The sequence below is a fragment of the Pseudobutyrivibrio sp. YE44 genome (assembly GCF_900104335.1).
Lineage (GTDB): Bacteria > Bacillota > Clostridia > Lachnospirales > Lachnospiraceae > Pseudobutyrivibrio.
Genome location: NZ_FMXT01000001.1, coordinates 57,104 through 83,152, shown reverse-complemented (window position 1 = coordinate 83,152; position 26,049 = coordinate 57,104). Strand labels below are relative to the sequence as shown.

The following is a 26,049-nucleotide window of genomic DNA, read 5'->3' as shown; positions in this document are numbered from 1 at the left end:
AAAAAATAAAAGCACCCCAATACACATGTTTTCATGTAACATTAGAGTGCTTTTTTATAATACAAATCAGACCTCATTCGCAAAATCGCTCTTTCAGAGCTTTACTTTTGCTCATTAGGGTGTTCTCACCAAATAAGTTTTTATAGAAAAATGAATGCAAGCATCCATTTTCTATATAAAACTTACTTAGCTCTGAATTGTTTAAAGCTGTGGACCTGCAGAAACAAGTGCCTTACCAGCCTCGTTAGATGTGTACTTAACAAAGTTCTTGTTGAATCTTGCAGCAAGATCCTTTGCCTTCTCTTCCCACTCAGAAGCGTTAGCGTATGTATCTCTAGGATCAAGAATCTTAGGATCTACACCTGGAAGCTCTGTAGGAACCTCGAAGTTGAACATTGGAATTGTCTTTGTAGGAGCATTCTTGATGTCACCATTAAGGATAGCATCGATGATACCTCTTGTGTCCTTAATTGTGATTCTCTTTCCTGTTCCGTTCCAACCTGTGTTAACAAGGTAAGCCTTTGCTCCAGACTTCTCCATCTTCTTAACAAGCTCCTCAGCATACTTTGTAGGATGAAGCTCAAGGAATGCCTGACCGAAGCAAGCAGAGAATGTAGGTGTAGGCTCTGTGATACCTCTCTCTGTACCAGCAAGCTTAGCTGTGAAACCAGAAAGGAAGTAGTACTTTGTCTGCTCTGGTGTAAGGATTGATACTGGTGGAAGTACTCCGAATGCATCAGCTGAAAGGAAAATTACGTTATCAGCATCTGGACCAGCAGAAACACCGTTTACCTCAGCTGCAATATTGTTGATGTGGTCGATTGGATAAGATACACGAGTATTCTCTGTAACGCTCTTATCATCAAAATCAATCTTACCAGCGCCATCTACTGTTACGTTCTCAAGAAGAGCATCTCTCTTAATTGCGTTGTAGATATCTGGCTCAGATTCCTTATCAAGGCCGATAACCTTTGCGTAGCAACCACCTTCAAAGTTGAATACGCCGTTGTCATCCCAACCATGCTCATCATCACCGATAAGACGACGCTTTGGATCTGTAGAAAGTGTTGTCTTACCTGTTCCAGAAAGACCAAAGAAGATTGCTGTGTGCTTTCCATCCATATCACAGTTAGCTGAGCAGTGCATTGAAGCCATGCCCTTAAGTGGAAGGAAGTAGTTCATCATAGAGAACATACCCTTCTTCATCTCTCCGCCGTACCATGTATTGATGATAACCTGCTCACGAGATGTGATATTGAAAGCTACGCAAGTCTCAGAGTTAAGACCGAGCTCCTTGTAATTTTCAACCTTAGCCTTTGATGCATTGTAAACTACGAAATCTGGCTCGAAGTTTGCAAGCTCTTCTGCTGTAGGCTTGATAAACATGTTCTCAACGAAGTGAGCCTGCCAAGCAACCTCAACGATGAAACGAACTGCCATACGTGTATCTTTGTTAGCACCGCAGAAAAGATCTACGACATAAAGATCCTTGTTTGAAAGCTCTTTCTTTGCAAGTTCCTTAACCTTTGCCCAAACTTCTTCAGACATAGGATGGTTATCATTTGGATATCCCTCTGATGTCCACCAAACAGTGTCCTTTGAGTTCTCATCCATAACGATATACTTATCTTTAGGTGAACGACCTGTATAGATACCTGTCATAACGTTAACAGCGCCAAGCTCTGTTTCCTTACCTACTTCAAACCCCTCATTTGAATCTGCAAGCTCTGCCTTGTAAAGCTCTTCATAAGAAGGATTGTGAACAATATTAGTTGTTCCTGTGATGCCATACTTTGTTAAATCAACATTAGCCATCTGTCTTACCTCTTCTTTCTAAAAATATTATTAGCTAACCCTTAAAAAGCTAGGGTTATGAACTAATTTTCGCTAAATATCATTTTATCCAATCGTTATTTTATTGTCAATTAATTCACATAAATTTTGTTTTATGATTTGTACAATTTTTCACTCGATTTTTAAGCAATTTGCCAACTCTTAAATTTTTCTTAAAAATAACGGAATTTCTTGAAAATTATATATAAGAAATGTCACAATTATTCTTGTAATATTTAGTTAAATTGTGTTAGTATACTCTAAATCACGATTTAGCGTGCTAAAGTGAAAAAGGAGGACAATGTTACATGGTTATAGAAAATTATTGCGAGATGACTCCGGAAGTTGAAAAGCTTGCTGAGCTCTCCAAGAAATCCTCATATATAGACCCAGAACTGTACACTACATATGATGTAAAACGTGGTCTTCGTGATCTTAACGGTAAGGGTGTTTTAGTTGGTATCACAGAAATATCAGAAGTAAACTCAAAGAAATTTGTTGATGGCAAAGAGGTTCCTTGCGATGGTCAACTTTTCTATAGAGGCTACAATGTTAGAGACTTAGTTAAGAATCTTCCAATGGAACAGCATTTTGGTTTCGAGGAATGTGCTTATCTTCTATTATTCGGTTCCCTTCCAACAAAGGAACAATTAGAAGAATTCAAAGGTATTCTTGCAGATTATCGCTCACTACCTCAGAACTTTGTTAGAGATATGATTATGAAGAGCCCTTCAAAGGATATGATGAACTCGCTTGCTCGTTCCGTCCTAGCTCTTTATTCTTATGACGATTATGCTGATGATACATCAGAGGCAAATGTACTTAGACAGTGTCTACAGTTGATTGCAAACTTCCCATTGCTTTCAGTTTATAGCTTCGCAGCTTACGACTACTATTACAATGAGAACTCGCTTATCATTCATCAGCCTAGACCTGACTATTCAACTGCAGAAAACATTTTGCATTGCCTTAGACCAGATAGCAAATTCACTCCACTTGAAGCAAAGCTTCTTGATGTTGCACTTATTCTTCATATGGAGCACGGTGGTGGTAACAACTCCACCTTCACTACACACCTTGTATCATCTTCAGGAACAGATACATATGCTTCCATTGCTGCTGCTCTTGGCTCTCTCAAGGGACCAAAGCACGGTGGTGCTAATATCAAGGTTGTAAAGATGTTTGAAGATATGAAAGCTCATCTTAAGGATTGGGAAGATGAAGAGGAAGTAGGTGCTTATCTTCGTGCCCTGCTTCACGGAGAAGCTTTTGATAATGCCGGTCTTATTTACGGTATGGGGCACGCTATTTATTCTGTTTCAGATCCACGTGCTCTCACCTTCCACTCTTTCGTAGAAGACCTTGCTGTTGAAAAAGGAATGGAAAAGGAATATCAGCTCTACGAATTAGTAGCAAAGCTCGCTCCAAAGATTATTGCTGAAGAACGAAAAATCTACAAAGGTGTATCACCAAACGTGGATTTCTACTCTGGCTTTGTTTATCAGATGCTTGGCATTCCTTCAGAGCTTTTCACTCCTATATTTGCCATCGCACGTATTGCTGGCTGGAGTGCACACCGAATGGAAGAGATTTGCCATAAGGGAAAAATTATGAGACCTGCATACATGACCGTATGTCAGCATAAGAAATATATTCCAATCGAAGAAAGAATTGTAGATTAATATACATATACTATCCCCCCTAGTTACGGCTACAAGCCTTAGTGTTTCTCAGTTCAGCTAAAGAAAGCTTCACTTGAGAAACCTAAGAGCTTGATGCCTACTAGGGGTCTTTTTTACTTTCTATATTTTATTTATAATACACATTTTTTATTTGAGCTATATACATTTTATCCGCAAAGAACCTCTGTCAAGGGCAAGGGCTAACACCAGCTTCGCTTCCTTGACAGAGGTTCTTTTTTGCGGATATTTTGCAGACAAGCTCAAAGTAAAAATGGGACTGTGGCGAGCCTCCAGTTCTTTAGGAAATATATTATGTCATATCACAGTGTTATTTATTTTTTTCAATAGCACTGTATGGCTTTCAATATTAATTTACATTGTTACTTATTATGAAACTTATCTTGCATAAAATAGCAATTCCAAATTATCTAATCAGAGTATTAATCAACTTACAATTATCTTTAAGTGTAAAATATTGCTTTTCATACAGTTTTAACCTACTTTTTCTATATATCACACTGTAGATTCAGGAAATAGCTATTGTTAAATGGGCTTCGTTTACGTAACACATGTCAAATTAGCGATATCTTTCCGTAGCCATAAGTCCTCTTTATCACTCAAATATTCATTTATTTCCATATATCCCGCCAATCATACACATTATCTAAAATGTGTTACCAAAATAATACTCACTTTATCATAAGACTACGTAACAAGTGCGGTTTAACAAGCATCCTTCCGTAAAACATGCTTTATTTACAAATTCAACCCACATTTGTATACATCTACGTACTGGGGCATAGCCACAGTCCCATTTTCAAGCCTGCTTGATTACTCTATACCCATCAAAAGGCGGTGTGTCAATGACGCGAAGCGCCGAAGGGTATCATTAACACACTATCATTGATGGGTATCATGTAATAAGCAGGTTAAAAAAAGGACTTCAGCCATAAGCTAAAGTCCCTAAAAATTTTTAAATTATTCTTCATCTTCCACGAAAGGATTGATGGTTAGCTCGAACCAAAAGGTTGCTCCCTGGCCGGCTGTGGAGTGAACGCCATACTTTGCTCCGTGAAGTTCAAGTACATTCTTTACAATTGAAAGACCAAGTCCGGTACCTTGGATTGCGCGCTTATGTGTTGCAGAATCCTTGTAATAACGATCCCAAACATATGGAATATCCTCCTGCTTAACGCCATCACCAGTGTCAATTACTTCAAGTCTTAAGGTGTTGCCCTTTACCTTCTGTATTACCTTTACATTTTTATCCTCGCCAGTGTAATTGATAGCGTTGTTCACAAGATTATATAGCACCTGATACATCTTCTGCTCATCCGCATATACGATAATTTCCTGATCATATTCAAAATCAATGGTATAGCCATCCACTTCTCTAAGCTTGTTGTAACGCTGTAACACGTGAAGCACACTTTCAGTGAAGTTATACTCCTCTGGCTGAATTGAAATTGTACCAGCCTTCAATTTTGAAATATCAAGCATATCATTTACAAGCCCAGACAAACGCTCTGTCTCATCAATAATAACTTGAACATTTTCTGGGGTATTTTCACCAGGTATATCTCGCATTACCTCTGCGTAGCCTTTAATCATAGTAAGAGGTGTACGAAGATCATGGGAAACATTTGCAATCAATTCCTTTTGGAAGCTGTCGGCCTTTCCCAGCTCAGAAGCAGCATAGTTCAGAGTATCAGAAAGCTCTGCCACTTCCATATAATCCTTGGAATCAAACTTGACGGAATAATCTCCTGCTGCTAATTTCTTCGCACCTTCATTTAGGCTTATGACTGATTTTGAAATATTCCTTGAGAAGGTAACTGCCAAAACAAAAGCTATAACAATAAGGATTACTGAAATAAGCTTTAGCTGTGCCTTTAAAGTGGAAACAGTGGCATCTACAGGGGTAAGCACTGAGTTAATCATAATAACCTGCTCTGTACCACCATTATCTATAACCCTTACATAAATAACAGACTCTGCCATATCGTTTCCGATATTCTGGCGGAACTGGCTCATATCATCCTTCTGAGGTGGAATTGTATATGGGATTTTTCCCTTCTCTTCTTCTGTCTCAGAAGTATTATCAGATTCCCCGTCTATTATTTCTTCCGAATTCTCTTCTAACTGTTTGTCAACAGATTGATTTTCTTCTGACTCTTCCTTCTTCTCTTCAGAAGCATCTTTTGGAGGCTCTACTTTTTCGCGGTCAATAGTTTTTTGCATCTCGCTACCCTTAAACTCGATTACCGCCTCTCCACCATTATTTACTGCCTCCTCATAGAAAAACTTAAACAAGAACGGTGGCAATGATGACATCTGCGAATTAGAAATGTATTCAGCATTGTAGATTGGGCTGCCATCTATATTAGTGATATATACACCTAAATTGTTGCTAGCCGCCAACTTTTCAATTTCATCAGAACAGTCCTCTTCGTTTGCTAAAACAATACTTTCTACTGAGTTTAAAATCCGCTCAGTCTCTTGACGTTTTATCATTTTATAAAAGTCTTTAAGATAAACTATTTGAAAAAACCATAGCACTGCCAGCAGTACTATGGTAAAAATCAAGAATATGGAAAAGGTTTTCCATTTTATACTTATATGTCTATTATTCAAAAGAATCCCTCCAAAGCAAAACTATGCTTCAAATCTGTATCCAACTCCGCGCAAAGTAATAAGAAGTTTTCGATACTCTCCAAGACTATTTCTAAGTAGCTTTATATGTGTATCTAAGGTCCTGTCATCGCCATAATAGTCATAGCCCCAAACCTCTGTAATAAGCTTTTCTCTTTCGAGGGCAATATTTTTATTGCGAACCAAGTAAAATAAAAGCTCATATTCCTTTGGAGACATTTCTATCCTCTTTCCATCAATAGAAACTGTTCTTGCTGTAAAGTTAATCTCAAGACCTTCGTACTTAAACACGTCTGCAGCAACAGTTTCGCTTTTGCTTCTGCTTGTTACTACCTTAACTCGCATCATTAATTCCTTAGGTGAAAATGGTTTAACCACATAGTCATCCACCCCTGCTTCAAATCCATGAATACGATCATATTCTTCGCCTCTGGCAGAAAGCATAATTACAGGAATATCTTTTATCTTTTTTATTTCACTACAAGCTGAGAAACCATCAAGCTCTGGCATCATAACGTCCATGATAATCACATCATAATCGCTGCTTTTCTTGACCTTAGAAATGGCATCCATACCATCACAGGCCTCTGCTACCTCGTAGCCTTCAAACTCGCCATACTTGCGAATAATAGAACGAATCTTTTCTTCATCATCCACTACCAAAATCTTTTTCATTTGCGCCTCCTAATCATACATAGAGTTTCGCTTATAAATGTGAAGACTAAGTGAAGGTCACCTTAGTATTTAATGAATTCTTTTTTTGCCTTGCGAATGAAATAAGAGAAAATCACCCATACAACAACAAAGGCAATCAAAAAACCAATGTTTACTGACTTTGAAAACTCAACAACCTTTGCATCATTAAGAAGTCCCTGAGCACCAAAAAGCACACAAAATCCACCAAACACTGCACACTTAGGCATAAGGAACTTAGAAAGTCCTTCAAGATCACTACAGCGAGTAAGCTCCTCTGATGTAATCATCATCGGATCAACCTCACCTTTCTTATAGCTTTTAATACCGGTGTACACTAAATACAGTCCCAATACACCAATAATTACATCAAAAATAGAAAAGAAATTCATGTTCATTAAAATAAGTCCTCCAATATATTAATATGGTAATAATTATAGCTAAACTATAGCGAAAATAAAACCGTCACGCAATAGTGATAATTCGCTTGAGTTCATTGAAATTTCAGATAAATACGTTTGAATAATAAGAATTGTTATTGTATTATTATACTATAATATGCAGGAGGATTTGGCTTTATGGACATAACAAATAAAAAAATTTTAGTTTGCGATGATTCCATTCTGGCCCGCAAACAATTGATGGATGCCATAAAAGAAGAAGCCGAGGGTGGCACCTTTATCGAAGGCGTCAACGGTCAAGATGCGGTGGATAAGTATAAAGCTGAAAAACCTGATATCGTTTTTATGGATATCGTTATGCCAGAAAAAGACGGTACTACTGCTCTTGCTGAAATCAAAGAATTTGACAAGGATGCTGTCATCATTATTGTATCCTCTGTCGGCACTCAGGAGCAACTTAAAAAGGCTATTCAGTTAGGTGCAAAGGATTTCATCCAAAAGCCCTTCGAAAAAAATCAGATTAAAGAAATAATCGAGCTTCGACTTGGAGGAAAGTAATATATGTATACTCAGTTCTTAGGAAATTATCTGCTCCAAAAGGGGTTGGTTACTCAAGAACAATTATTTGATGCAATGGCTCGCTTATCACAAACTCATATAAAGCTTGGTACCATTGCCATTCACGAGGGTCTTATGACCGCAAATGAAGTGGATGAGTGTCTCTATGTGCAAACCAGAGAAGATAAACGTTTCGGTGAGATTGCAGTAAATAGAGGATATCTTACAGAAGATCAGGTGACAGAACTTTTATCAAAACAAACACCTGAGTTCCTTCTTCTTGGCCAAAATTTGGTAGAGGATGGCATTTTCTCTTACGAAGAGCTTGAGCGTGTTATGTTCGACTACAAGAGCGAATCCGAGCTTTACGATTTAAGCCTTGACGTTGAAAATCAAGAAGCTGTAGAAGGCATTATTTCAAAGTTCTTTTTAATGGCTGAAATGCCAGCAAATGACTTGAACATAATGTATCTGGAGCTTATGTTCAACAGCTTAATAAGATTTATTGGTGAGGATTTCACGCCTCTTACTCCAATGGTTTTGGAAGAATTCCCTATTACCTTTGGTGTTTCTCAGATGATTTCAGGTGATCATGATTTTGAGACTCATATTGATTGCGATAGAGATACATCCATCGCCTTTTCATCTAGATATGCAAAAGAAGATTTCAATGAGTTTAATGAATATGTCGTGGCAGCTCTTGAAGATTTTCTGAACCTCCACAATGGATTATTTATTGTAAATGTTTCAAATCAGCTTTCTAAGGATATAGCACTTGAGCCACCAGAAGTTACACAAGATGGTGTAATATCTGGACCAAATAAATGCGTAGACTTCCCGGTAGCCTACCCATTCGGAACGGTACATTTACTCGTGGCTTTCTAATAAATATAAACAAGCCCCTAAGTTACGGCTACAAGCCTTGTATCTCTCCGCTCAGCGCAAAATGCTTCGCTTGAGAGATACAAGAGCTTGATGCCTACTTAGGGGCTCTTAATTTTTTCTCACATCCAACCACCAGTTAAATTCCAAGGAAACGCTTTACTTCAGCACACATGTCGGCGACCTCTACTACGGTGTCGTGGCGAGTTGGTGCTGTGCGAATCTCCTCGATTGCATTAGGAACTGCAACCTGTCCAAGCTCTGAAAGCTTATCTACAAGCACAAAGTCTTCTTCCTTTTCGTAGGCTGGGTCAATTGCACCCATAACGGCACGAGTAAACTTGAATGGGCTTGCAGTTGATGCGATAACTGTTGTCTTGTCATCTCCAGTAGCCTTCTTATACTTTCCGTATACAGAAGAAGCAACGCCTGTGTGTGTATCGATAATATAGCCTGTCTCATCATACAAGCCTTTAATTGCCATACCTGTCTCTAGCTCAGATGCATAATTTCCGTAGAAGCTATCAAGCTTAGCCTTCATATCTTCAGTGATTTCATACTTGCCTGTATCCTTGAGGCTAGCCATAAGCTCTGCATTCTTTCCCGCATCATTTCCAGCAATATGATAAATCAAACGCTCAAGGTTGCTTGAAATAAGAATATCCATTGATGGCGAATTTGTAAGCATAAACTCACGATTCTTGTCGTATTCTCCTGTTGTGAAGAAATCATAAAGAACCTTATTTTCATTTGAAGCACAAATTAATTTATCAATAGGGAGTCCCATGTTCTTAGCATAATATGCAGCAAGGATATTTCCAAAATTTCCTGTTGGAACAACCACATTAATCTTCTCACCTGAAGTAATTTTCTCTTCTGCAAGAAGCTTTGAATACGCATATACGTAATAAGCAATCTGTGGAACAAGACGACCAATGTTGATAGAGTTTGCAGATGAGAACTGGAATCCCTTAGCATCTAACTCTTCTGCGAGTGCTTTGTCATTGAACATCTCTTTAACACCAGTCTGAGCCTGATCAAAGTTACCCTTAATTCCAACAACGTGAGTGTTATCACCCTTCTGAGTAACCATCTGACGCTCCTGGATAGCAGATACACCATTCTTTGGATAGAATACAACAATACGTGTACCTTCTACATCTGCAAAGCCTGCAAGAGCAGCTTTACCTGTATCACCTGATGTAGCTGTAAGAATAACAATGTCATTCTTAATATTATTTTTACGAGCGGAAGTAATCATAAGATGTGGCAAAATTGAAAGAGCCATATCCTTAAAAGCTATTGTTGCACCATGGAAAAGCTCAAGGTAATATGCGCCATCAGCAAATACCAAAGGAGCGATTTCCTCGGTATCAAACTTGCTGTCGTAAGCACTGTTGATACAATGCTTTAATTCCTCTTCTGTGAAATCTGAAAGGAAAAGCTTAAGAACCTCATAAGCTACTTCCTGATAAGACATCTGAGCAAGCTTCTCAACTGAAACTTCAAGCTTAGGAATCTCTGTAGGAACAAACAAACCACCATCATCTGCAAGTCCCTTTAAAATAGCCTGTGAAGCTGTTATTTCAGCCTTGTTTACATCTCTTGTACTAACATAATTTACTGACATGATACTTCCTCTCTTTATTTATAAATTCTTTCCCTACACTTTAGCACAGTGAACTATTAAAATCTAGTCAAAATTTCAACAAATAGGCGTAAAAATGTAGCCATTATTAATTATATATTTTTTCACTCTTCCCTTTTATTATTTATGATTTTTCCGTGAACTTTAGCCTGAATCCATTTATTATCTGACAGCTTTAGTTATAATAATAGTACGCCATTATTTTATTGGCCTTATATCTAACAGCGAGGTGCAAACCTATGGCAAGACTGGCAAACACAAAATTAGTGAAAATAATTTCAATAATATGTTCTGTTATCCTAGCAATAACACTGTTTATGCATTGTGATTTCAAAACCTATGCGGGTGGAGAAATGTACATATATAATACGGTTCTTAATGAAGAGCAGCAGGCAGTTTACAATCAGGTATACGAAAACATAATTGCTTTTAATGAAAGAATCTTCAAGCTGGTTACACCTTTATCTCACGATGATCTATATATAACCATGAATGCAGTTTACAATGATCATCCTGAACTATTCTGGGTTAACACATCCTACAAATATGGTTACAATGCTGACAACTTGGTAATCCAATTAAAGCTAAGCTACTGTATTTCAAAGGATGCTCTTGCTTCCGCTACTATAGCATTTAACAATGCAGTTGATAATATTGTTTCTCAGGCTGCTGCTTTCCCAACAGATTTAGAGAGGGAGCGTGCCATTCACGATCTCATATGTGACCTTGCCACTTACAATGCTGTTAACGCAAAACATCAAAGTGCTTATTCAGCATTAGTAGAAGGCACAAGCGTATGCGCAGGTTATTCAAGAGCCTTCCAACTGTCCTGTCAAAAGCTAGGAATCGTTTGTTATTATGTTACTGGAATGGCCAACGGCGAAGAACATGCTTGGAATATTGTTAGAATTGGTGGAAATTTTTACAATGTAGATATTACTGGTGATGATACTATAAACGAAACATTAAATACTCATTCTTATCAGTATTTTAATGTTACTGATGGACAGATAGCCCACAACCATATTCGTTCAGAATTATCAGCAATGCTTCCAGCTTGCAATGCCATCTAAACAGTAAAAAACAATAAGCGGATGAAGAATTTCTTCATCCGCTTTACTATGCTATAAATCTGTCAAATCCTGAATAGAAATATCCACTTCCTCTGTGGCCTTTACTCTCATATCTATAGTACTACTCACTCTTTCTGGTCTTGTTCTTCTAGGATTTCTTGATGTTCTGACTTTTATATTTTCTGGCATCTGTAACTCTTCATAATACTCTGCTTCTCTAGTTCTTTGTTCTCTTCTTTCTCTACGCTCTTCCCTGGTAAGTCTAGATTTCTGTCTTGATACTTCCCCTGCAACAGCCTTCTTTGACTTTGAGCCAGCTGCTTTCTTCACAATTCCATAAGCAATAAAGTGAGTTACAAACATTGCAACTATCATAAACAGGTGAGTAAAGAAAATGTTTGTGATTACACCATTATGCTTCAACAGATAGTCATTTGAATAGCCGTATAGACACATGATGCCAAGATAAGCAAGTGCCATAATCATCATAGGTATATTTGCTGCAGCTCTCTTAATACACTTCAAAAAATCAATGAAGCTTGCATCAAAGTAAACGAATCGACCGATCATCAATGTAAGGAAATAGGCAATGAACATATCATAATTATTATCTTCGTAGATGAACTTTATGTAACAAAAAATAATAATCATATAAAGCATACCTGTAAGTCTGATAGAAGCCATAGCCTCATCATCAAGATGCTTTATCCTAATAACGAAATGATCAAGGAAGCTATTCACCAAAATAGAAATGACCATGAATAGCAACAGCAAGTAATCTTTGTAATCATCCCAGAATACCTTGAAGCTTCCAGTTGTCACAAATCGATTAATCAAATAATAGGCAGCCATAAATCCTATAATTGAACCGCCTGAGAAAATCAGCTCATAAAAGCGTTCAGATAAATAATAGAATTCATGCTCCAGCTTTTCTTCAGTTTTGTTTGTTTTCTTTGCATAAAGATAAAAAACAAAAAACACAATCCCCATCAAAACCATAGCCAACACAAGGAAGATAATAAACTGTGGCATTTGGAAATAATGGTCAACATAATCAGAATAAGTATTCATAATGTTACTCCTGTATTTTTTTCTACAGGGGCCATTATACACCTATCCTCTTTCAAAGTCATCCTGAAGGACACGTTCGTATTGGCCCTTGAACCATGCGCCAATACCAGCCGAATTATCATTGTGACGACCATGAAGACCTTTGCCATACACCTGAACACCTACGGAATTTAATTCTGAAAGTAGTTTGTCATAGGCTGTATCATCATAATCATCCTCGTACATATATGAAACTATAAACTTCGTATGACTAAAATCTGTAGCTCTTAGCTTCGTCCAAAATCTGTCATTCAGATTATCTACAGCCTCCTGATCCATTCCACCACCGTGATATCTAAGCAGATCTAATGAGGTTGGGAAGCCTCCAGGACGTCTAAGCCTTTCGTTGGCAGCTATATCTCCTAGGCTGGCAAGAGGTTTTCCAAGAATTAATGCATGAGGCTTTAGGTCGCAGCCATAATACATAGACCCAATTGTGCCCATGGAAATTCCTGATAGTATAAGCTGATCCGAATAAAAGCCAAGACGATTCAAATAATGAGTTATTACCGAAACCATCAGCTTTTCATATTCGGTGTTGCCCATGTAAAAGCCACCGCCCTGGAATCTTTGCTCTGCAATAAGAAGGAATGGGCAGCCCATTTTCTTCATCATGTAATATCCTTCAAAGCCTTCCATTGTCTTATATCCAGAAAAGTACACTGCCATTGGTGGCTTCATATCACCTGGATCAAAGTAGGCAAATATTTCCTCGCGGTCTTTGGTTACAAATCTTTCACCACCAACCATAAAGATGCCCTGATCCCATCGAGATATTCTGTCATGAAGGCCAATTATATCAAGTCGCCCTCTTCCCTTTGCTTTAAGCTCACAAAAGATTGTTCCAGCACCGTTTCTTCCCTCTATCAATACTGGTTTTAAAAGATCCTGTTCAGAAAAGCTCCAGCTATCACTGACATCAGCCAAGCTTCCAGAAACGAACTGCTTTATCTCAAGAGCTATTTCTATGCCAGGCTCCTTCTTATACTCAAGCCAAAACTCTATTCCTTGTTCCTCTTCAATTGGAATATTACCTCTCCAAAAGGCTATCTGATTAAAGCCTTCACCATACTCCCCCTCAAGAGTAACGCTATATTGACCGTACCATTTAATGCTGCCCTTGAACCCTTGGGCTATTCCTAGAGATTCTGGTCTAAACTTTTCACCATAAGGCTTTGGAAAATATTTTTTAACTTCATTATCAATAAAATTCTGAATGCCATAGGCTGGGATTATCTTTCCCATTTTCTGTTCAAACAGCTTTTTTGTAACTCTATCAACCTCAAAATTATCCACCACAAAAAAGCAGTAGGCCATGGACATTTTTCTTACTGCTGCATACTCCATCTCGGTGATGTTTCGCTCTAGCACAACTATCTCGTATATTTCTTTCTTTAATTCAATTTTGTCACAAGCAAAAATAAGCTTCACCCTATCGGGAAGCTTATATTTGCCTTGCCAGCTTTCTTTTCCAATCTGTAAAATTCTAATTTTATCCATAGTTTTCTACATATAGATTCTTCAACAAAAAGCTACATTAATATTTTCTTTCCTCTGGTTTCAATCCCAGAGGTTTATCTAACAATGAAAATGCTGCTGCAAAAGGAATCACATAAAGTGCCTTTGACAGCTGAACCATGGTATCGACCTTGTCAGCCTGAAGTGAAAATACCAAAATAGCAGCCACTATAAATCCAAGCCAACAACATAAATCCTTAACTTTATCTCCACCTACAGCCTTAATAATAATCACAACAATAAGAACTGCTGCAAAGAGAATCCAAGGAGTAAATGCAACTATTCCAAGCCCCTGACCAAAGCCACCAAGATTTTTCAAATTGTAAATTACAACCTTGTCCACGAAAGCTCTAGCATTTTTGAAATACCAAAGATATAGTCCCATAGGAATACTTACAGTAATAAGTCCCTCTAATAGAGAAATGTAGTAGGCTCTGTACTCCTTTCCCTCAAGCCCATCAAGCTTAATCTTAATAGCGAAGAATACAAAGAGGATAATCCATAAAATGGAATAACCTGGCTGAAGGAAAAAAACAAGACCAAAATCTATAGCTAATAAGTATGTATGATATGATAAAAATCCAAATTTCAATTGTCTTGCCACATGATAGCAAGTTAATGATAACAGGAAGAATAATAATTCCTCTGCTCCTGCATGTGTAAGAGCACCCCAAGAGAAAACTGTCATCACTATAGTGCATAACAGTGCAAATATTTCAGAGGTATATAGCTTGCTAGTTTTGTAAACAAACAATACCGAAAAAAATACTACAACTGTTTCCATTATGAAGTGAACAATATGAGTTTCTGTCAACAAATATCCTAAACCATAAAACTCATATAACACTGGTCCATAATGACCATCCAGTTCCACATAGGCTAAGTATCCATCTCTGACTGAATGTGCTATATCAAGTATATCATGCTGCACCTGAGTCAAGGTATCCTCTGCACCAGTGATCCAAGGATTGAACGGACTAGAAAGCGCAATAATAATTGTTATAGCCAATACTGCCAACAACTCTAACGTGGTTTTTAACTTCTTGTTCATGATTTACCCCCAAAGTTCACTTATTCCTCTATCTTATAATGATAGCACCAAAGTTTCTAAAATGTATGACCATTCTGTTATCATTCTATATTCTAGATAAACTAAGCAAGTCTAAAAACACAAAGGGAGCAGTTAGCTTTATGCTTCCTACTCCCTTATTATAGATAATAAATTAATTACAATCTACTAACTTTTGTGAATTATTCCTCACTATTAATAGCTTTTTCCTTCTGATTCTTTTTATCCTTTGCAATCTTTCCAGAAATAGCGCTGATAATGATAAGAATCCAATACCACCATACTCTTGCGCCTGCTCCTGACTTAGCAATACCAAGTGGAGTATCCTCATCCTCGATTACTGTTGTATCAAGATCATCGTCAAGAACTACTGCAAGTGGTACCTGAGCTTCATCGATAGATGTATTTGCACCTACTTCGTTGAAGGATGTTCTTCTAGCTGCTCTACCTGTATTCTCAACCTCATTGAAGCTCTCTGTTACTGTAGCTTCAGTTGTTGTCTCAGTAGTTGTGCTAGCAGGTGTGCTTGTCTGGCTTGCTGATGAAGGTGTTGTTGTACCTTCGCCAGAACCGTCTCCATCGTTGCTTGTATGGTTAGCAGCCTGGCTTGCTCTAGCAGACTCAGATGCTGAAATGCTTTCACTTGTTGAAAGGCTTTCTGATGTTGAAAGGCTCTCACTTGTTGAAAGGCTCTCTGATGTTGAAAGACTCTCGCTTGTTGAAAGACTCTCGCTTATTGAAAGGCTCTCGCTTGTTGATGCAGACTCAGAAGCACTCTGGCTAGCTGATGTACTTGCTGACTCTGAAGCACTTGTGCTAGCTGACTCTGATGCACTTGTGCTTGCTGACTCTGATGCACTTGTGCTTGCTGACTCTGATGCACTTGTGCTTGCTGACTCTGATGCGCTTGTACTTGCAGATTCTGAAGCACTTGTACTAGCTGACTCTGATGCACTTGTACTTGCTGACTCTGATGCACTTGTACTAGCTGATTCTGAGGCGCTTGTACTTGCTGACTCTGATGCACTTGTACTTGCTGACTCTGATGCACTTGTACTTGCTGATTCTGAGGCGCTTGTACTTGCTGACTCTGATGCACTTGTACTTGTTGACTCAGAAGAGCTTGTTGAAGCTGATGTGCTTGCACTCATGCTCTCTGAAAGGCTCAAGCTTACTGAAAGTGACATACTCTCTGAAAGTGATGTACTTGTTGAAGCTGATAAGCTTGCGCTTGTGCTTGCAGACTCTGATACAGAGTTGCTTGCACTAAGTGACTCAAGCTGGCTTACACTAGCTGATGTTGAAAGACTCTCAAGCTCGCTAAGTCTAGTTGATGCAGATTCAGATACAGAAGTGCTCTCACTTAATGAAGCAGACTCTGATGCTGAAAGGCTTGCACTTACTGATGCTGACTCTGAAATGCTAGCTGATGTACTTGCACTTACTGATTCAGACTGGCTTACACTTACAGATGTTGAAAGGCTCTCAAGCTCACTAATTCTTGCTGATGTAGACTCAGATTCTGATAAGCTTGCTGACTCAGAAGCTGACTCTGATAAGCTAAGGCTAGCAGAAGTGCTCTCGCTTAATGATGCACTCTGGCTAATGCTATATGACTCTGAAATACTCTCAAGCTCACTAATTCTTGTAGATGTGCTTGCTGAGGTAGATTCACTAATGCTTGCTGAGATGCTTGCACTTGTTGACTCACTCAATGACTGTGACTCACTTAAGCTAAGTGATGTGCTAGCTGACTCAGATGCTGATGTACTTGCTGACTCTGAGGCACTTGTTGATTCAGAAGCTGAAGCACTTGAACTAGCTGATGCACTTGTTGATGCGCTCTCAGAAGCAGATGCACTCTGGCTTGCCGATGTGCTTGCTGAAGTACTTGCAGACTCTGATACACTTGTGCTTACTGATGCAGACTCGCTTGCTGAGGCTGATTCTGATGCTGATGCACTCTGGCTTGCTGATGCAGACTCACTTGCCAATGCTGATTCACTTATACTTGCACTTACTGAAGCTGACTCAGAAGCGCTGATGCTAGCTGATGTACTTGCACTTACGGACTCTGACAAGCTAACACTTGTTGAAGCTGAAAGGCTCTCCAACTCACTAATTCTATTTGATGCACTAGCAGATTCTGATTCTCTAATACTCTCAGAAATACTAGCACTTGTTGATTCACTTGCACTAATTGATGCAGACTCTGATGCACTTGTACTTGCACTTATGCTTGCTGACTCAGATGCTGATGTGCTTGCGCTTGTTGATGCAGACTCTGATGCTGATGTGCTTGCACTTGTTGACGCAGACTCAGATGCTGATGTGCTTGCACTTGTTGACGCAGACTCTGATGCACTCTCTGATGCTGATGTGCTTGCACTTGTTGATGCACTCTCTGATGCTGATGTACTTGCGCTTGTGCTTGCAGACTCTGATGCTGATGTGCTTGCGCTTGTTGATGCACTCTCTGATGCTGATGTACTTGCGCTTGTTGATGCACTTTCAGATGCTGATGTGCTGGCGCTTGTGCTTGCACTCTCTGATGCTGATGTACTTGCACTTGTTGATGCAGACTCTGATGCACTCTCAGATGCTGATGTACTTGCACTTGTGCTTGCTGACTCTGATGCACTCTCAGATGCTGATGTACTTGCGCTTGTTGATGCACTTTCAGATGCTGATGTACTTGCGCTTGCTGACTCAGATGCTGATGCGCTTGCACTTGTTGACGCAGACTCTGATGCTGATGTGCTTGCACTTGTTGACGCAGACTCTGATGCACTCTCTGATGCTGATGTGCTTGCACTTGTTGATGCACTCTCTGATGCTGATGTACTTGCGCTTGTGCTTGCAGACTCTGATGCTGATGTGCTTGCGCTTGTTGATGCACTCTCTGATGCTGATGTGCTGGCACTTGTTGATGCAGACTCTGATGCACTCTCAGATGCTGATGTACTTGCGCTTGTGCTTGCAGACTCTGATGCTGATGTGCTGGCACTTGTGCTTGCAGACTCTGATGCACTTTCTGATGCTGATGTACTTGCGCTTGTTGATGCACTTTCAGATGCTGATGTGCTCTGGCTTGCTGATGTACTTGCTGACTCAGAAGCTGATGCGCTTGCACTTGTACTTGCACTTGCTGATGCAGAAGCACTTGAAGAAGCTGATGTACTTGCTGACAAGCTTGCACTTACACTTGCAGACTCACTTGCACTTACAGATGTGCTATTGCTAAGCGACATACTCTCACTCATATACTGTGAAAGACTTGCACTAAGTGACTCTGAAATGCTCTGGCTCATTGAAGCTGATGCAGAAGCTGATGTACTAAGTGACTGTGATCTAGATAATGACTCTGCTTCTGATGCAGCTGCACTCTCAGAAATAGACTGGCTTCTTAACTGAGACTGGCTCTCAGATCCCTGTGCTGACTCTGATAATGACTGGCTTCTTGACTGAGCTGCAGACTCTGAAACTGCTGCTGACTCAGATGCTGACTCTGACCAAGCTGTAGACTGTGATGCAATCTCACTTACTGATGTAGAAAGTGAAGTTACCTCACTTCTTGCCTCATGGTAGTCATCCTTACCCTTATTAAAATCATCCTCTGTGAAGTATGTGTATCCCTTTACTCCAAAGTTACCATCCTGAGCAACTCCGTTGTAATTGAAATAAATATCGCTCTCTTCATGATCCTTAGCTACAAATCTAGGATTGAATGTCATTGACTGCGCTGAAGATGCTGTAGCTGCCTTCAGTGTAATATACTGAGCTGTATAAGTTGAACCCTGGGCATCTTCATATGCTACAAGTGTATATGTACCATCTGCGTTTCTTGAAATATTTGAGCTCTCATAATAGAAGGTCTTACCACCAATGGAGATAGCTGTATACTTCTCCATGTGCCAGCACCACTTATTATCCTGAACTGCTGTCTCCTGTGTAACAAGACTTACAGTGTTTCCCTGTGTATCAACTAAATCTGCATATACTGATTGACCACTTCCATTAACACTTACAACTCCAATGTTTGAATTTGCTGTGTTTCTATAGATACCTGTGAAAGTATTATTCCAATCGCAGTCTAAAGTTGAATAATATCCTAAATCCTTATATAAGGTACAATCATTGCCAACATATGTATGATGACATCCAGATCTTACTGAAAGACCATCTGAACCAAGCTGGGTCCATGAAGCTGTGAAAGTACCATCCTCATTAATAGTGATTGAAGTATCATCTCTAATCTCAAGACCATTAATATAGTACTTACATACAGTCTTCTCTGTACCGTCTGCTAAAGTTTCTGTATCATACTTCCATGTTAATGAATTTCCATTACCATCTGTATAAGCAACAGTCTTCTTAACAACCATAATTCCAGAAACGATATTTGCGTTATCATTCTGTCCCCAGCCTGTTGTCTGTCCTGGTACTAACGCATTACCGTCCTGATCTACAGTTACATAATCAAAATATGCATACTTTGTTTCACCAGCAGCATCAATATATGTAACCTTTACACTGTTTGTATTGTAGCTATGGCTATCCCAATCACTGTAAAGAATTTCTCCAACATAACCTTCCTGATAGAAAGAATACTGAATAAGAAGGTTTGCAAGCTTATCACCATATCCATAGTAGTTGTTTGAAGATGCAGTGTGATTTAAGCTTTCTCCGTTAGCAATGGCCTCGGCCTGTGCAGCCTTAAGCTCTTCCTGTGCCTTCTCGATTTCCTTAATCAAATTCTCAAGATATTCATCCTGAAGACCTGCCTCTGAGAAAGAATTAGATGCAGACTCAAAAGCACTCTCAGCTTCTGAAAGAGCTGTTGAAAGACTTGTTGACTCTGAAGCAAGTCTCTCTGACTCTGAAGTTGATGTGCTAGCTATATCATCATTTTCTGATGTTAATGATTCACGTGCTGAAGAAGAAGTAGATGCAATTGTAGAATCCTCTGCTGAGAGTGACTCCTTTGAGGACTCAGATGTTGAAGCAATCTCTGAATCCTCTGCTGAAATAGATGTAGACGCAACTGCAGACTCTGACATAATCTCAGAAGTCTGTGTAGCTGCAGACTCACTAGCAGCTTCAGAATTAGCTGCCATCTCAGAATTCTGAGTAGCAGATGAATCACTTGCAGATTCGCTTGCTGCTGTGATTGTAGAATCAATCTCTTCTGTCTGCTTCTCTGTCTCTTCCTGGGCTGTCTCCTGAGAAGAAGCCTGTGTTGTCTCCTCCTGAACAGTTTGAACAGTTGTCTCAACTACTTCCTGAGCAGTCTCCTCAACCTGCACTTCAATTACACCTTCTGCTGTTGCAGCTGCTTGCTCTTCACCAAGCTCAGCTGCGTATGCTAAATTAGCATCACCAAGAACTGATGCGCCACCAACAGTAGCACCAGTGATAGCAACTCCTTTTAATAAACTTTCTACTTTTTTCTTCGACATTACTTTTACCTCATTACTTTCAAATCTATATCAAATATGTAACTTTTCATGTTCCAGTGTTATTGTAGCACGTAAAAATTATTTTTAAATAGATTTTTATAACCGTTTTTGCCAAAAATCGGAAGTTTTTGCCAAATTCAAAAAATTCCCTCAATTTTAATTTAAAAGAGACGAAAAATAACGCCTTTAAAAATATATCGACAAAAAAAATCCCCAGGATAACAATATCCTAGGGATTCTTTCTATATAATATAGGAATAAAATAATGAACTAGTATGCAATACCCTGAGCAATCATAGCCTCAGCTACCTTCTCAAAGCCTGCGATGTTAGCACCTGCAACGTAGTTGCCTTCCATGCCATACTTCTTAGAAGCGTCATCACATGCGTGGAAGATACCTTCCATGATTCCCTTAAGCTTAGAGTCAACTTCCTCGAATGACCAGTGAAGTCTCTCAGAGTTCTGTGACATCTCAAGAGCTGATGTAGCAACACCACCTGCATTTGCAGCCTTAGCTGGTCCAAAGAGAACGCCAGCCTTCTGGAATGCTGCAACAGCCTCTGGAGTTGAAGGCATGTTTGCACCTTCTGATACAGCCATAACGCCGTTGTCGATAAGCATCTTAGCATCGTTCTCATCAAGCTCGTTCTGTGTAGCACATGGAAGAGCGATGTCTACCTTGTACTGCCATACACCGTGCTCACCGTTCTTCTTCTCATGGTACTCAGCTGATGGGCGAGCTTTCGCATACTCAGAAAGACGTGCACGCTTAACTTCCTTAACTTCCTTAAGAAGGTCAACATCAATTCCCTCTGGATCATAAATCCAACCTGTAGAATCAGAACATGTAACTGGCTTAGCGCCAAGCTGATATGCCTTCTGGATTGCATAGATTGCAACGTTACCTGCACCTGAAACAGCTACTGTCTTGCCTTCGAATGATGTGTTCTTTGCAGACTTAAGCATTTCCTGTGTGAAGTAGCAAACGCCATAACCTGTAGCCTCTGTACGAGCAAGTGAACCACCGTATGTAAGACCCTTACCTGTAAGAACGCCTGTGAACTCGTTGCGAAGTCTCTTGTACTGACCGTACATATAACCAATCTCACGTCCGCCAACACCGATATCACCAGCTGGAACGTCTGTATCTGCACCGATGTGCTTAGCAAGCTCTGTCATGAATGACTGACAGAATCTCATAATCTCCATGTCTGACTTGCCCTTAGGATCGAAATCAGAACCACCCTTACCACCACCGATAGGAAGTGTTGTAAGTGAGTTCTTGAAAATCTGCTCAAAACCTAAGAACTTGATAACTGAAAGGTTTACTGAAGGATGAAGTCTAAGACCTCCCTTGTATGGTCCAATTGCTGAGTTGAACTGAACTCTGTATCCACGGTTAACCTGAACCTTACCCTGATCATCTACCCAAGAAACTCTGAACTGGATGATACGCTCTGGCTCAACGATACGCTCAATAACGCCAAGCTCCTCAAGCTTAGGATTTGCTGCAACAACTGGCTCTAAAGACTCAAGAACCTCGCTAACTGCCTGAAGGAACTCCTTCTGCTCTGCGTTTCTAGACTCTAAACCGTCATAAACGCGCTGTAAATAACTACTCTTAAATTTCATTTTTATATTCTCCTTTCAGAAATAAAAAGTCATGATAATGCCGACTTTCCCAATCAGACACAATCTAGAAAAGATTGTACATCTTTTAACACTTTAATGCAATAAAGTTTTTCCATAAAGATTTAATTTTTTTTCATAGCAAAAGCCACCGACTTTTCGATGGCTTTTGCTGGATTGAATATATAAGGAATAATTTAGGAAAACACTAATTAGAATTAATCACTATCTACATACAATCTCACAAGGTACATTCATAATCTTAGCGACCTTAAGGATTGTATCGATGTGACGGCCTGCTGCCGCAGCCATGTGGATTATCTTCATTTTGAAGTTGCAGATATTCTACCAATCCAAAACCTGATGGAGAACTTAATCTATGCACAGCTTAATCCATCAGATAAGCAACGGCAGTTAAATCAGACCACTGTAGGCCTGCTCTTTATGTACTTACTTCAAAATACCGAGCAGCTTACCATCGGCGGTGACCGTTTTGAAGATGAAGTTATGATGAAGGTATTAGGATTAATTGAAGAACAGGTCGAACCTACACCGAGTTGCTTCAGGAGAAGCGTATAAATTTGGCTGCTTATCTGCTTACCAATACGGAACTTCCAGTTACAGATATCAGTGCTGATGTGGGCTACAATAATTTCAGTTACTTCTATAAGATATTTAAAAAAGAATTTGGAATGACTCCAAAAGAATATAGAAAAAAATAATGCCTCCCGATGGGAGGCATTTCTTCTAATTATAAAGTTGCCGCAATAGACACACCTATTTTCTTATTATATGGAATCAAGGTTGCCTGCAGGGCATGATAAATATCTGACTTGCCTGGCCATACAGTAGTAAGTAACTTATTGTTTCGATCCAGCTGATGGAACCATGAACCATTCACGTGGTCGATAACATAGGTATCCAGATACTCCATAAAGGCTGCATAGTTCTGGGCATATTTTTCTTTTCCAGTAACACGATAAAGAACTGCTGAAGAATTAATAGCCTCTGCCAAAGTCCAGTGCATCCTGTCATGAACGATTGGCTTACCGTCCCAACCTGTGGTGTAGCAAATACCTGGCACACCATCAGCATTCCAGCCATCCTCCACTGCTCTATTGTAAAGATGCTCTGCCACATCAATGTACTCTACCCGCTTTTGTTCTGTCAAACTTTGTGTTGAGGTAGCCCACTGCACAATAAGTCTTGCCCACTCTATACCATGACCTGGTGTGGCACCATATGGTTTAAATGGATCATCAGGCTTGTCCTTATTGCATTCCAAGTCTGGCTGCCAATCCTTAGTAAAGTGCTCTGGAGTTCGATAATCATTATTCTTTGCCCAGCCAATTACTCTGTCTGTAATTCTGCCGGAACGTATTCTGTACTTTTCATCCTTTAACACATCAGCTGCAGCAAGGAACGCCTCCACTGTATGCATATTGGCATTGATCCCACGGTAATCATCAAGGACAGTAAACTCTGTGTTCCAAGTGTCAACAGATAGTCCAAGTTCTTCATCCCAAAAATATTTATCGTATATACGAATTGCTTCATCAAGAAGTTCTTTCGCACCTGGTCTGTTCGCCAGCAAAGCTGATGAAGCTGCAAGAATAACAAAGGCATGGGCATAACACTGCTTTGTAGGAAGTGGTTTGCCATCTGCTGTAAGCCCAGCATACCAGCCACCGTTTTCCTTGTCATGAAGTTCGCCTGTAAGACCCTTTAATGCTGCATCAGCAAGAGCCTCACTACCTTCATGTCCCATCATACAGCCCATTGAATAGACGTGAAGCATTCTACTTGTAATCCAGGTTTCACGAGGTCTGTCCTTCCATGGTGTGCCATCATCTCCAAGATAATATGAACCACCGCCTGGCGATGGAAATTTATGTCCAAATGACAAAAGAGTGCCACAGCACTCTTTTAAGAATTGTTTGTTTTCTGGTGTATCTAGTTGATATTTTTTCATTGTAATATTCCCCCTAATTTGACACCTCATCAGCCAGTTAAAGCTGACTTAGAGCCTTATAAATACCTTCTTCATCATTAGATGCTGTGATATTTGAAAACTGAGCCTTTAGTTCCTCAGGGGCATTGCCCATCAGAAAAGGCTTCCCCACAGCCTTCAGCATCTCAATATCGTTATAGTGGTCTCCAAAGGCGATTGCATCCTCAGGATTAATTCCCCATTTCTCACAGACAACATTTATACTGTGTCCTTTGGTAACCCCACGCTCCATCACTTCCACAAGTATATCCGAAGACCTTACTATAGAAAGCGTTGGAAACTTCTTTTTCAAGGCAGCCTCAATCTCATCTGTCTTTTCAGGGTTGCACATGCAAAGAATTTTTCCAATATCAGCCCCATTGGGCAAATCCGATACCATGCCTTCAGTGGACTGGGCCTCCACAATGTTTTCCTCTCGAATAACCCTTGGGTCAGACCGGTCTTTAACAAACCAGCTATCCATGGAATATACATTCCAGGTGCAGTCAAAACCTTCATCCTCAATGTAATCAATAATCTTACTAGCTGTATCCTTGCTAATCCCCTTTGATAAAAGAACCTTTCCATTTTCATCCAAAATCAACGCCCCACTGTAACAAACCATAGGGCAAATAAAATTGTAGCGGTGAAAAATTGGATAGATTCCTGATGGGCCACGAGCAGTGACTATCACAAAAGGAATTCCCCGTTTTTGCAATGACTTAATAGCCTGTAAGGTGCCATCAAGGATTCGATGCTCACTATTTAAAAGTGTGCCATCTACATCACTAAAAACAATCTTATAATCCATAGGAACCTCTATTGTCCTATTAGTTCTTTCACATCAGCAATCTCAGGCATTACCTTAAGTGCTCCTTTAACTCTGGTAATCAACGATGCCGCTCCATTTGCAAAAGTAAGCATTTCCTTAAGCTTTGCCTCATCAAAATTATCAATACCAGTTTCAAGGATGTAGTGAATTACTGTTCCACAGAAGGTATCACCAGCACCAGTTGTCTCGATTGTTTTATCTGAAAGGAATGGTGCAACATCAACAATGATTTCTTTATCATCATTTGTTCCATAGTAAAATGCGCGGCTTCCCTCCTTGCCCATTGAAACAGTGATGAGAGGAATCTTGTAGGTCTCACGAAGCTTATGAACAGCCTCAGTGTAATCCTCGATACCTGTAAGCCACTGGATTTCATTATCAGAAATCTTCAGATAATCGCAGTACTTCATTCCTGCAAGAATCTGCTCCTTCGCCTCATCAAGGCTATTCCATAATGGCTCGCGAAGATTTGGATCGAAAGTGATTACGCATCCAGCCTTCTTTGCCTCCTCCAATGCCAAAAGAGTAGCCTCTCTAACCTTTTCATGAGTCATTGAAAGAGTTCCGAAATGAAATAGTTTTGCCTGTTTAATCAGGTCAACTTTTACCTCATCCTTTGTGAGCATCATATCGGCACCTGGGTTTCGATAGAAAGAAAAATCTCTGTCACCATCTGGGAATGTTTCTACGAAAGCCAATGTAGTTCTTGCTTCCTTATCAATTACCAACCCCTCTGTATTGATTCCAACCTCTTCAATTGTAGCCTTAAGCTTGTTGCCGAAAATATCGTCACCAACCTTGCCTATAAAAGCCACTGAATGATTGAACTTTTTCAACATTGCCAATACATTACAAGGTGCTCCTCCTGGATTTGCCTCAAACAATGTGTTTCCTGTTGCAGAAACTCCATTATTTGTCATATCAATTAAAAGTTCACCTAATGCAACAACATCAATTTTTTTCTCCACGTCTAATTACTCCTTAACATTTTTGTTACCACCCTATCTTTTAGAAAAGGGG

General features: G+C 39.6%; 19 protein-coding genes. 6 read left to right on the top strand and 13 right to left on the bottom strand.

Annotated elements, in window-relative coordinates:
• Positions 1-201: 201 nt before the first annotated feature.
• The gene (gene pckA, locus BLR54_RS00380) at positions 202-1,815 is read right to left on the bottom strand and encodes a phosphoenolpyruvate carboxykinase (ATP) (RefSeq protein WP_090416249.1); all 1,614 of its coding nucleotides are present in this window, start codon (positions 1,813-1,815) and stop codon (positions 202-204) included.
• Positions 1,816-2,141: 326 nt separating this feature from the next.
• Here pckA and BLR54_RS00375 point away from each other — a divergent pair, with 326 nt between their 5' ends.
• The gene (locus tag BLR54_RS00375; RefSeq protein WP_090416248.1) at positions 2,142-3,515 is read left to right on the top strand and encodes a citrate/2-methylcitrate synthase; all 1,374 of its coding nucleotides are present in this window, start codon (positions 2,142-2,144) and stop codon (positions 3,513-3,515) included.
• A gap of 978 nt (positions 3,516-4,493) precedes the next feature.
• Here the strand turns inward: BLR54_RS00375 and BLR54_RS00370 are convergent.
• From BLR54_RS00370 to BLR54_RS00360, 3 genes are all read right to left on the bottom strand, one after another.
• Positions 4,494-6,029, bottom strand: a complete 1,536-nt coding sequence (locus BLR54_RS00370) for a sensor histidine kinase (RefSeq protein ID WP_242871170.1) — start codon at positions 6,027-6,029, stop codon at positions 4,494-4,496.
• 141 nt (positions 6,030-6,170) lie between these two features.
• The gene (locus BLR54_RS00365; RefSeq protein ID WP_090416246.1) at positions 6,171-6,842 is read right to left on the bottom strand and encodes a response regulator transcription factor; all 672 of its coding nucleotides are present in this window, start codon (positions 6,840-6,842) and stop codon (positions 6,171-6,173) included.
• A gap of 62 nt (positions 6,843-6,904) precedes the next feature.
• Positions 6,905-7,258 carry a hypothetical protein gene (locus BLR54_RS00360; protein WP_090416245.1) on the bottom strand — a complete coding sequence of 118 codons (354 nt, stop codon included), beginning with the start codon at positions 7,256-7,258 and terminating at the stop codon, positions 6,905-6,907.
• A 180-nt stretch (positions 7,259-7,438) separates the two neighbouring features.
• Here BLR54_RS00360 and BLR54_RS00355 point away from each other — a divergent pair, with 180 nt between their 5' ends.
• Both BLR54_RS00355 and BLR54_RS00350 read left to right on the top strand, forming a co-directional pair.
• The gene (locus tag BLR54_RS00355) at positions 7,439-7,819 is read left to right on the top strand and encodes a response regulator (RefSeq protein ID WP_090416244.1); all 381 of its coding nucleotides are present in this window, start codon (positions 7,439-7,441) and stop codon (positions 7,817-7,819) included.
• 3 nt (positions 7,820-7,822) lie between these two features.
• On the top strand, positions 7,823-8,704 hold the full coding sequence (locus BLR54_RS00350; protein ID WP_090416243.1) for a chemotaxis protein CheX: 882 nt from the start codon (positions 7,823-7,825) through the stop codon (positions 8,702-8,704).
• Between the two features lie 136 nt (positions 8,705-8,840).
• Here BLR54_RS00350 and thrC read toward each other — a convergent pair whose 3' ends face one another.
• Positions 8,841-10,331, bottom strand: a complete 1,491-nt coding sequence (gene thrC / locus BLR54_RS00345; RefSeq protein WP_090416242.1) for a threonine synthase — start codon at positions 10,329-10,331, stop codon at positions 8,841-8,843.
• A 257-nt stretch (positions 10,332-10,588) separates the two neighbouring features.
• On the opposite strand from thrC, the gene BLR54_RS00340 reads away from it, so the two are divergent.
• Positions 10,589-11,422 (top strand): transglutaminase domain-containing protein, encoded by an 834-nt coding sequence (locus BLR54_RS00340; RefSeq protein WP_090416241.1) that lies wholly within the window; start codon positions 10,589-10,591, stop codon positions 11,420-11,422.
• Between the two features lie 51 nt (positions 11,423-11,473).
• Here the strand turns inward: BLR54_RS00340 and BLR54_RS00335 are convergent, their stop codons facing one another.
• From BLR54_RS00335 to gdhA, 5 genes are all read right to left on the bottom strand, one after another.
• Positions 11,474-12,493: a hypothetical protein gene (locus BLR54_RS00335; protein WP_090416240.1), complete on the bottom strand. Its 1,020-nt coding sequence runs from the start codon at positions 12,491-12,493 to the stop codon at positions 11,474-11,476.
• A gap of 42 nt (positions 12,494-12,535) precedes the next feature.
• A complete protein-coding gene (gene asp2 / locus BLR54_RS00330; RefSeq protein WP_090416239.1) occupies positions 12,536-14,032 on the bottom strand; it encodes an accessory Sec system protein Asp2 in 1,497 nt (498 codons plus the stop codon).
• Between the two features lie 37 nt (positions 14,033-14,069).
• Positions 14,070-15,101: a hypothetical protein gene (locus BLR54_RS00325; protein ID WP_090416238.1), complete on the bottom strand. Its 1,032-nt coding sequence runs from the start codon at positions 15,099-15,101 to the stop codon at positions 14,070-14,072.
• 200 nt (positions 15,102-15,301) lie between these two features.
• Positions 15,302-20,578 carry a hypothetical protein gene (locus BLR54_RS15180; RefSeq protein WP_176761810.1) on the bottom strand — a complete coding sequence of 1,759 codons (5,277 nt, stop codon included), beginning with the start codon at positions 20,576-20,578 and terminating at the stop codon, positions 15,302-15,304.
• Between the two features lie 270 nt (positions 20,579-20,848).
• Entirely contained in the window at positions 20,849-22,210 is a 1,362-nt protein-coding gene (gdhA, locus tag BLR54_RS00315; RefSeq protein WP_090416237.1) for an NADP-specific glutamate dehydrogenase, read from the bottom strand.
• A 360-nt stretch (positions 22,211-22,570) separates the two neighbouring features.
• Between gdhA and BLR54_RS00310 the strand changes: the two genes are divergently transcribed.
• A complete protein-coding gene (locus tag BLR54_RS00310; protein WP_143008384.1) occupies positions 22,571-22,786 on the top strand; it encodes a hypothetical protein in 216 nt (71 codons plus the stop codon).
• A gap of 2 nt (positions 22,787-22,788) precedes the next feature.
• Positions 22,789-22,929, top strand: a complete 141-nt coding sequence (locus BLR54_RS00305) for a helix-turn-helix domain-containing protein (protein WP_242871169.1) — start codon at positions 22,789-22,791, stop codon at positions 22,927-22,929.
• 29 nt (positions 22,930-22,958) lie between these two features.
• Here BLR54_RS00305 and BLR54_RS00300 read toward each other — a convergent pair whose 3' ends face one another.
• Genes BLR54_RS00300 through BLR54_RS00290 form a run of 3 tightly spaced genes read right to left on the bottom strand, consistent with a single transcriptional unit; the run spans position 22,959 to position 25,997 of the window.
• Positions 22,959-24,179: an AGE family epimerase/isomerase gene (locus BLR54_RS00300; RefSeq protein WP_090416234.1), complete on the bottom strand. Its 1,221-nt coding sequence runs from the start codon at positions 24,177-24,179 to the stop codon at positions 22,959-22,961.
• Positions 24,180-24,216: 37 nt separating this feature from the next.
• A complete protein-coding gene (locus BLR54_RS00295) occupies positions 24,217-25,008 on the bottom strand; it encodes an HAD family hydrolase (protein WP_090416233.1) in 792 nt (263 codons plus the stop codon).
• An 8-nt stretch (positions 25,009-25,016) separates the two neighbouring features.
• On the bottom strand, positions 25,017-25,997 hold the full coding sequence (locus BLR54_RS00290; protein ID WP_090416232.1) for a carbohydrate kinase family protein: 981 nt from the start codon (positions 25,995-25,997) through the stop codon (positions 25,017-25,019).
• Positions 25,998-26,049: the final 52 nt, after the last annotated feature.

What these genes read in the sequence shown, in the direction of transcription:
- pckA (WP_090416249.1), bottom strand. Translation starts at nt 1,815, where the DNA reads ATGGCTAATGTTGATTTAACAAAGTATGGCATCACAGGAACAACTAAT.
- BLR54_RS00375 (WP_090416248.1), top strand. Translation starts at nt 2,142, where the DNA reads ATGGTTATAGAAAATTATTGCGAGATGACTCCGGAAGTTGAAAAGCTT.
- BLR54_RS00370 (WP_242871170.1), bottom strand. Translation starts at nt 6,029, where the DNA reads ATGATAAAACGTCAAGAGACTGAGCGGATTTTAAACTCAGTAGAAAGT.
- BLR54_RS00365 (WP_090416246.1), bottom strand. Translation starts at nt 6,842, where the DNA reads ATGAAAAAGATTTTGGTAGTGGATGATGAAGAAAAGATTCGTTCTATT.
- BLR54_RS00360 (WP_090416245.1), bottom strand. Translation starts at nt 7,258, where the DNA reads ATGAACATGAATTTCTTTTCTATTTTTGATGTAATTATTGGTGTATTG.
- BLR54_RS00355 (WP_090416244.1), top strand. Translation starts at nt 7,439, where the DNA reads ATGGACATAACAAATAAAAAAATTTTAGTTTGCGATGATTCCATTCTG.
- BLR54_RS00350 (WP_090416243.1), top strand. Translation starts at nt 7,823, where the DNA reads ATGTATACTCAGTTCTTAGGAAATTATCTGCTCCAAAAGGGGTTGGTT.
- thrC (WP_090416242.1), bottom strand. Translation starts at nt 10,331, where the DNA reads ATGTCAGTAAATTATGTTAGTACAAGAGATGTAAACAAGGCTGAAATA.
- BLR54_RS00340 (WP_090416241.1), top strand. Translation starts at nt 10,589, where the DNA reads ATGGCAAGACTGGCAAACACAAAATTAGTGAAAATAATTTCAATAATA.
- BLR54_RS00335 (WP_090416240.1), bottom strand. Translation starts at nt 12,493, where the DNA reads ATGAATACTTATTCTGATTATGTTGACCATTATTTCCAAATGCCACAG.
- asp2 (WP_090416239.1), bottom strand. Translation starts at nt 14,032, where the DNA reads ATGGATAAAATTAGAATTTTACAGATTGGAAAAGAAAGCTGGCAAGGC.
- BLR54_RS00325 (WP_090416238.1), bottom strand. Translation starts at nt 15,101, where the DNA reads ATGAACAAGAAGTTAAAAACCACGTTAGAGTTGTTGGCAGTATTGGCT.
- BLR54_RS15180 (WP_176761810.1), bottom strand. Translation starts at nt 20,578, where the DNA reads ATGTCGAAGAAAAAAGTAGAAAGTTTATTAAAAGGAGTTGCTATCACT.
- gdhA (WP_090416237.1), bottom strand. Translation starts at nt 22,210, where the DNA reads ATGAAATTTAAGAGTAGTTATTTACAGCGCGTTTATGACGGTTTAGAG.
- BLR54_RS00310 (WP_143008384.1), top strand. Translation starts at nt 22,571, where the DNA reads ATGGAGAACTTAATCTATGCACAGCTTAATCCATCAGATAAGCAACGG.
- BLR54_RS00300 (WP_090416234.1), bottom strand. Translation starts at nt 24,179, where the DNA reads ATGAAAAAATATCAACTAGATACACCAGAAAACAAACAATTCTTAAAA.
- BLR54_RS00295 (WP_090416233.1), bottom strand. Translation starts at nt 25,008, where the DNA reads ATGGATTATAAGATTGTTTTTAGTGATGTAGATGGCACACTTTTAAAT.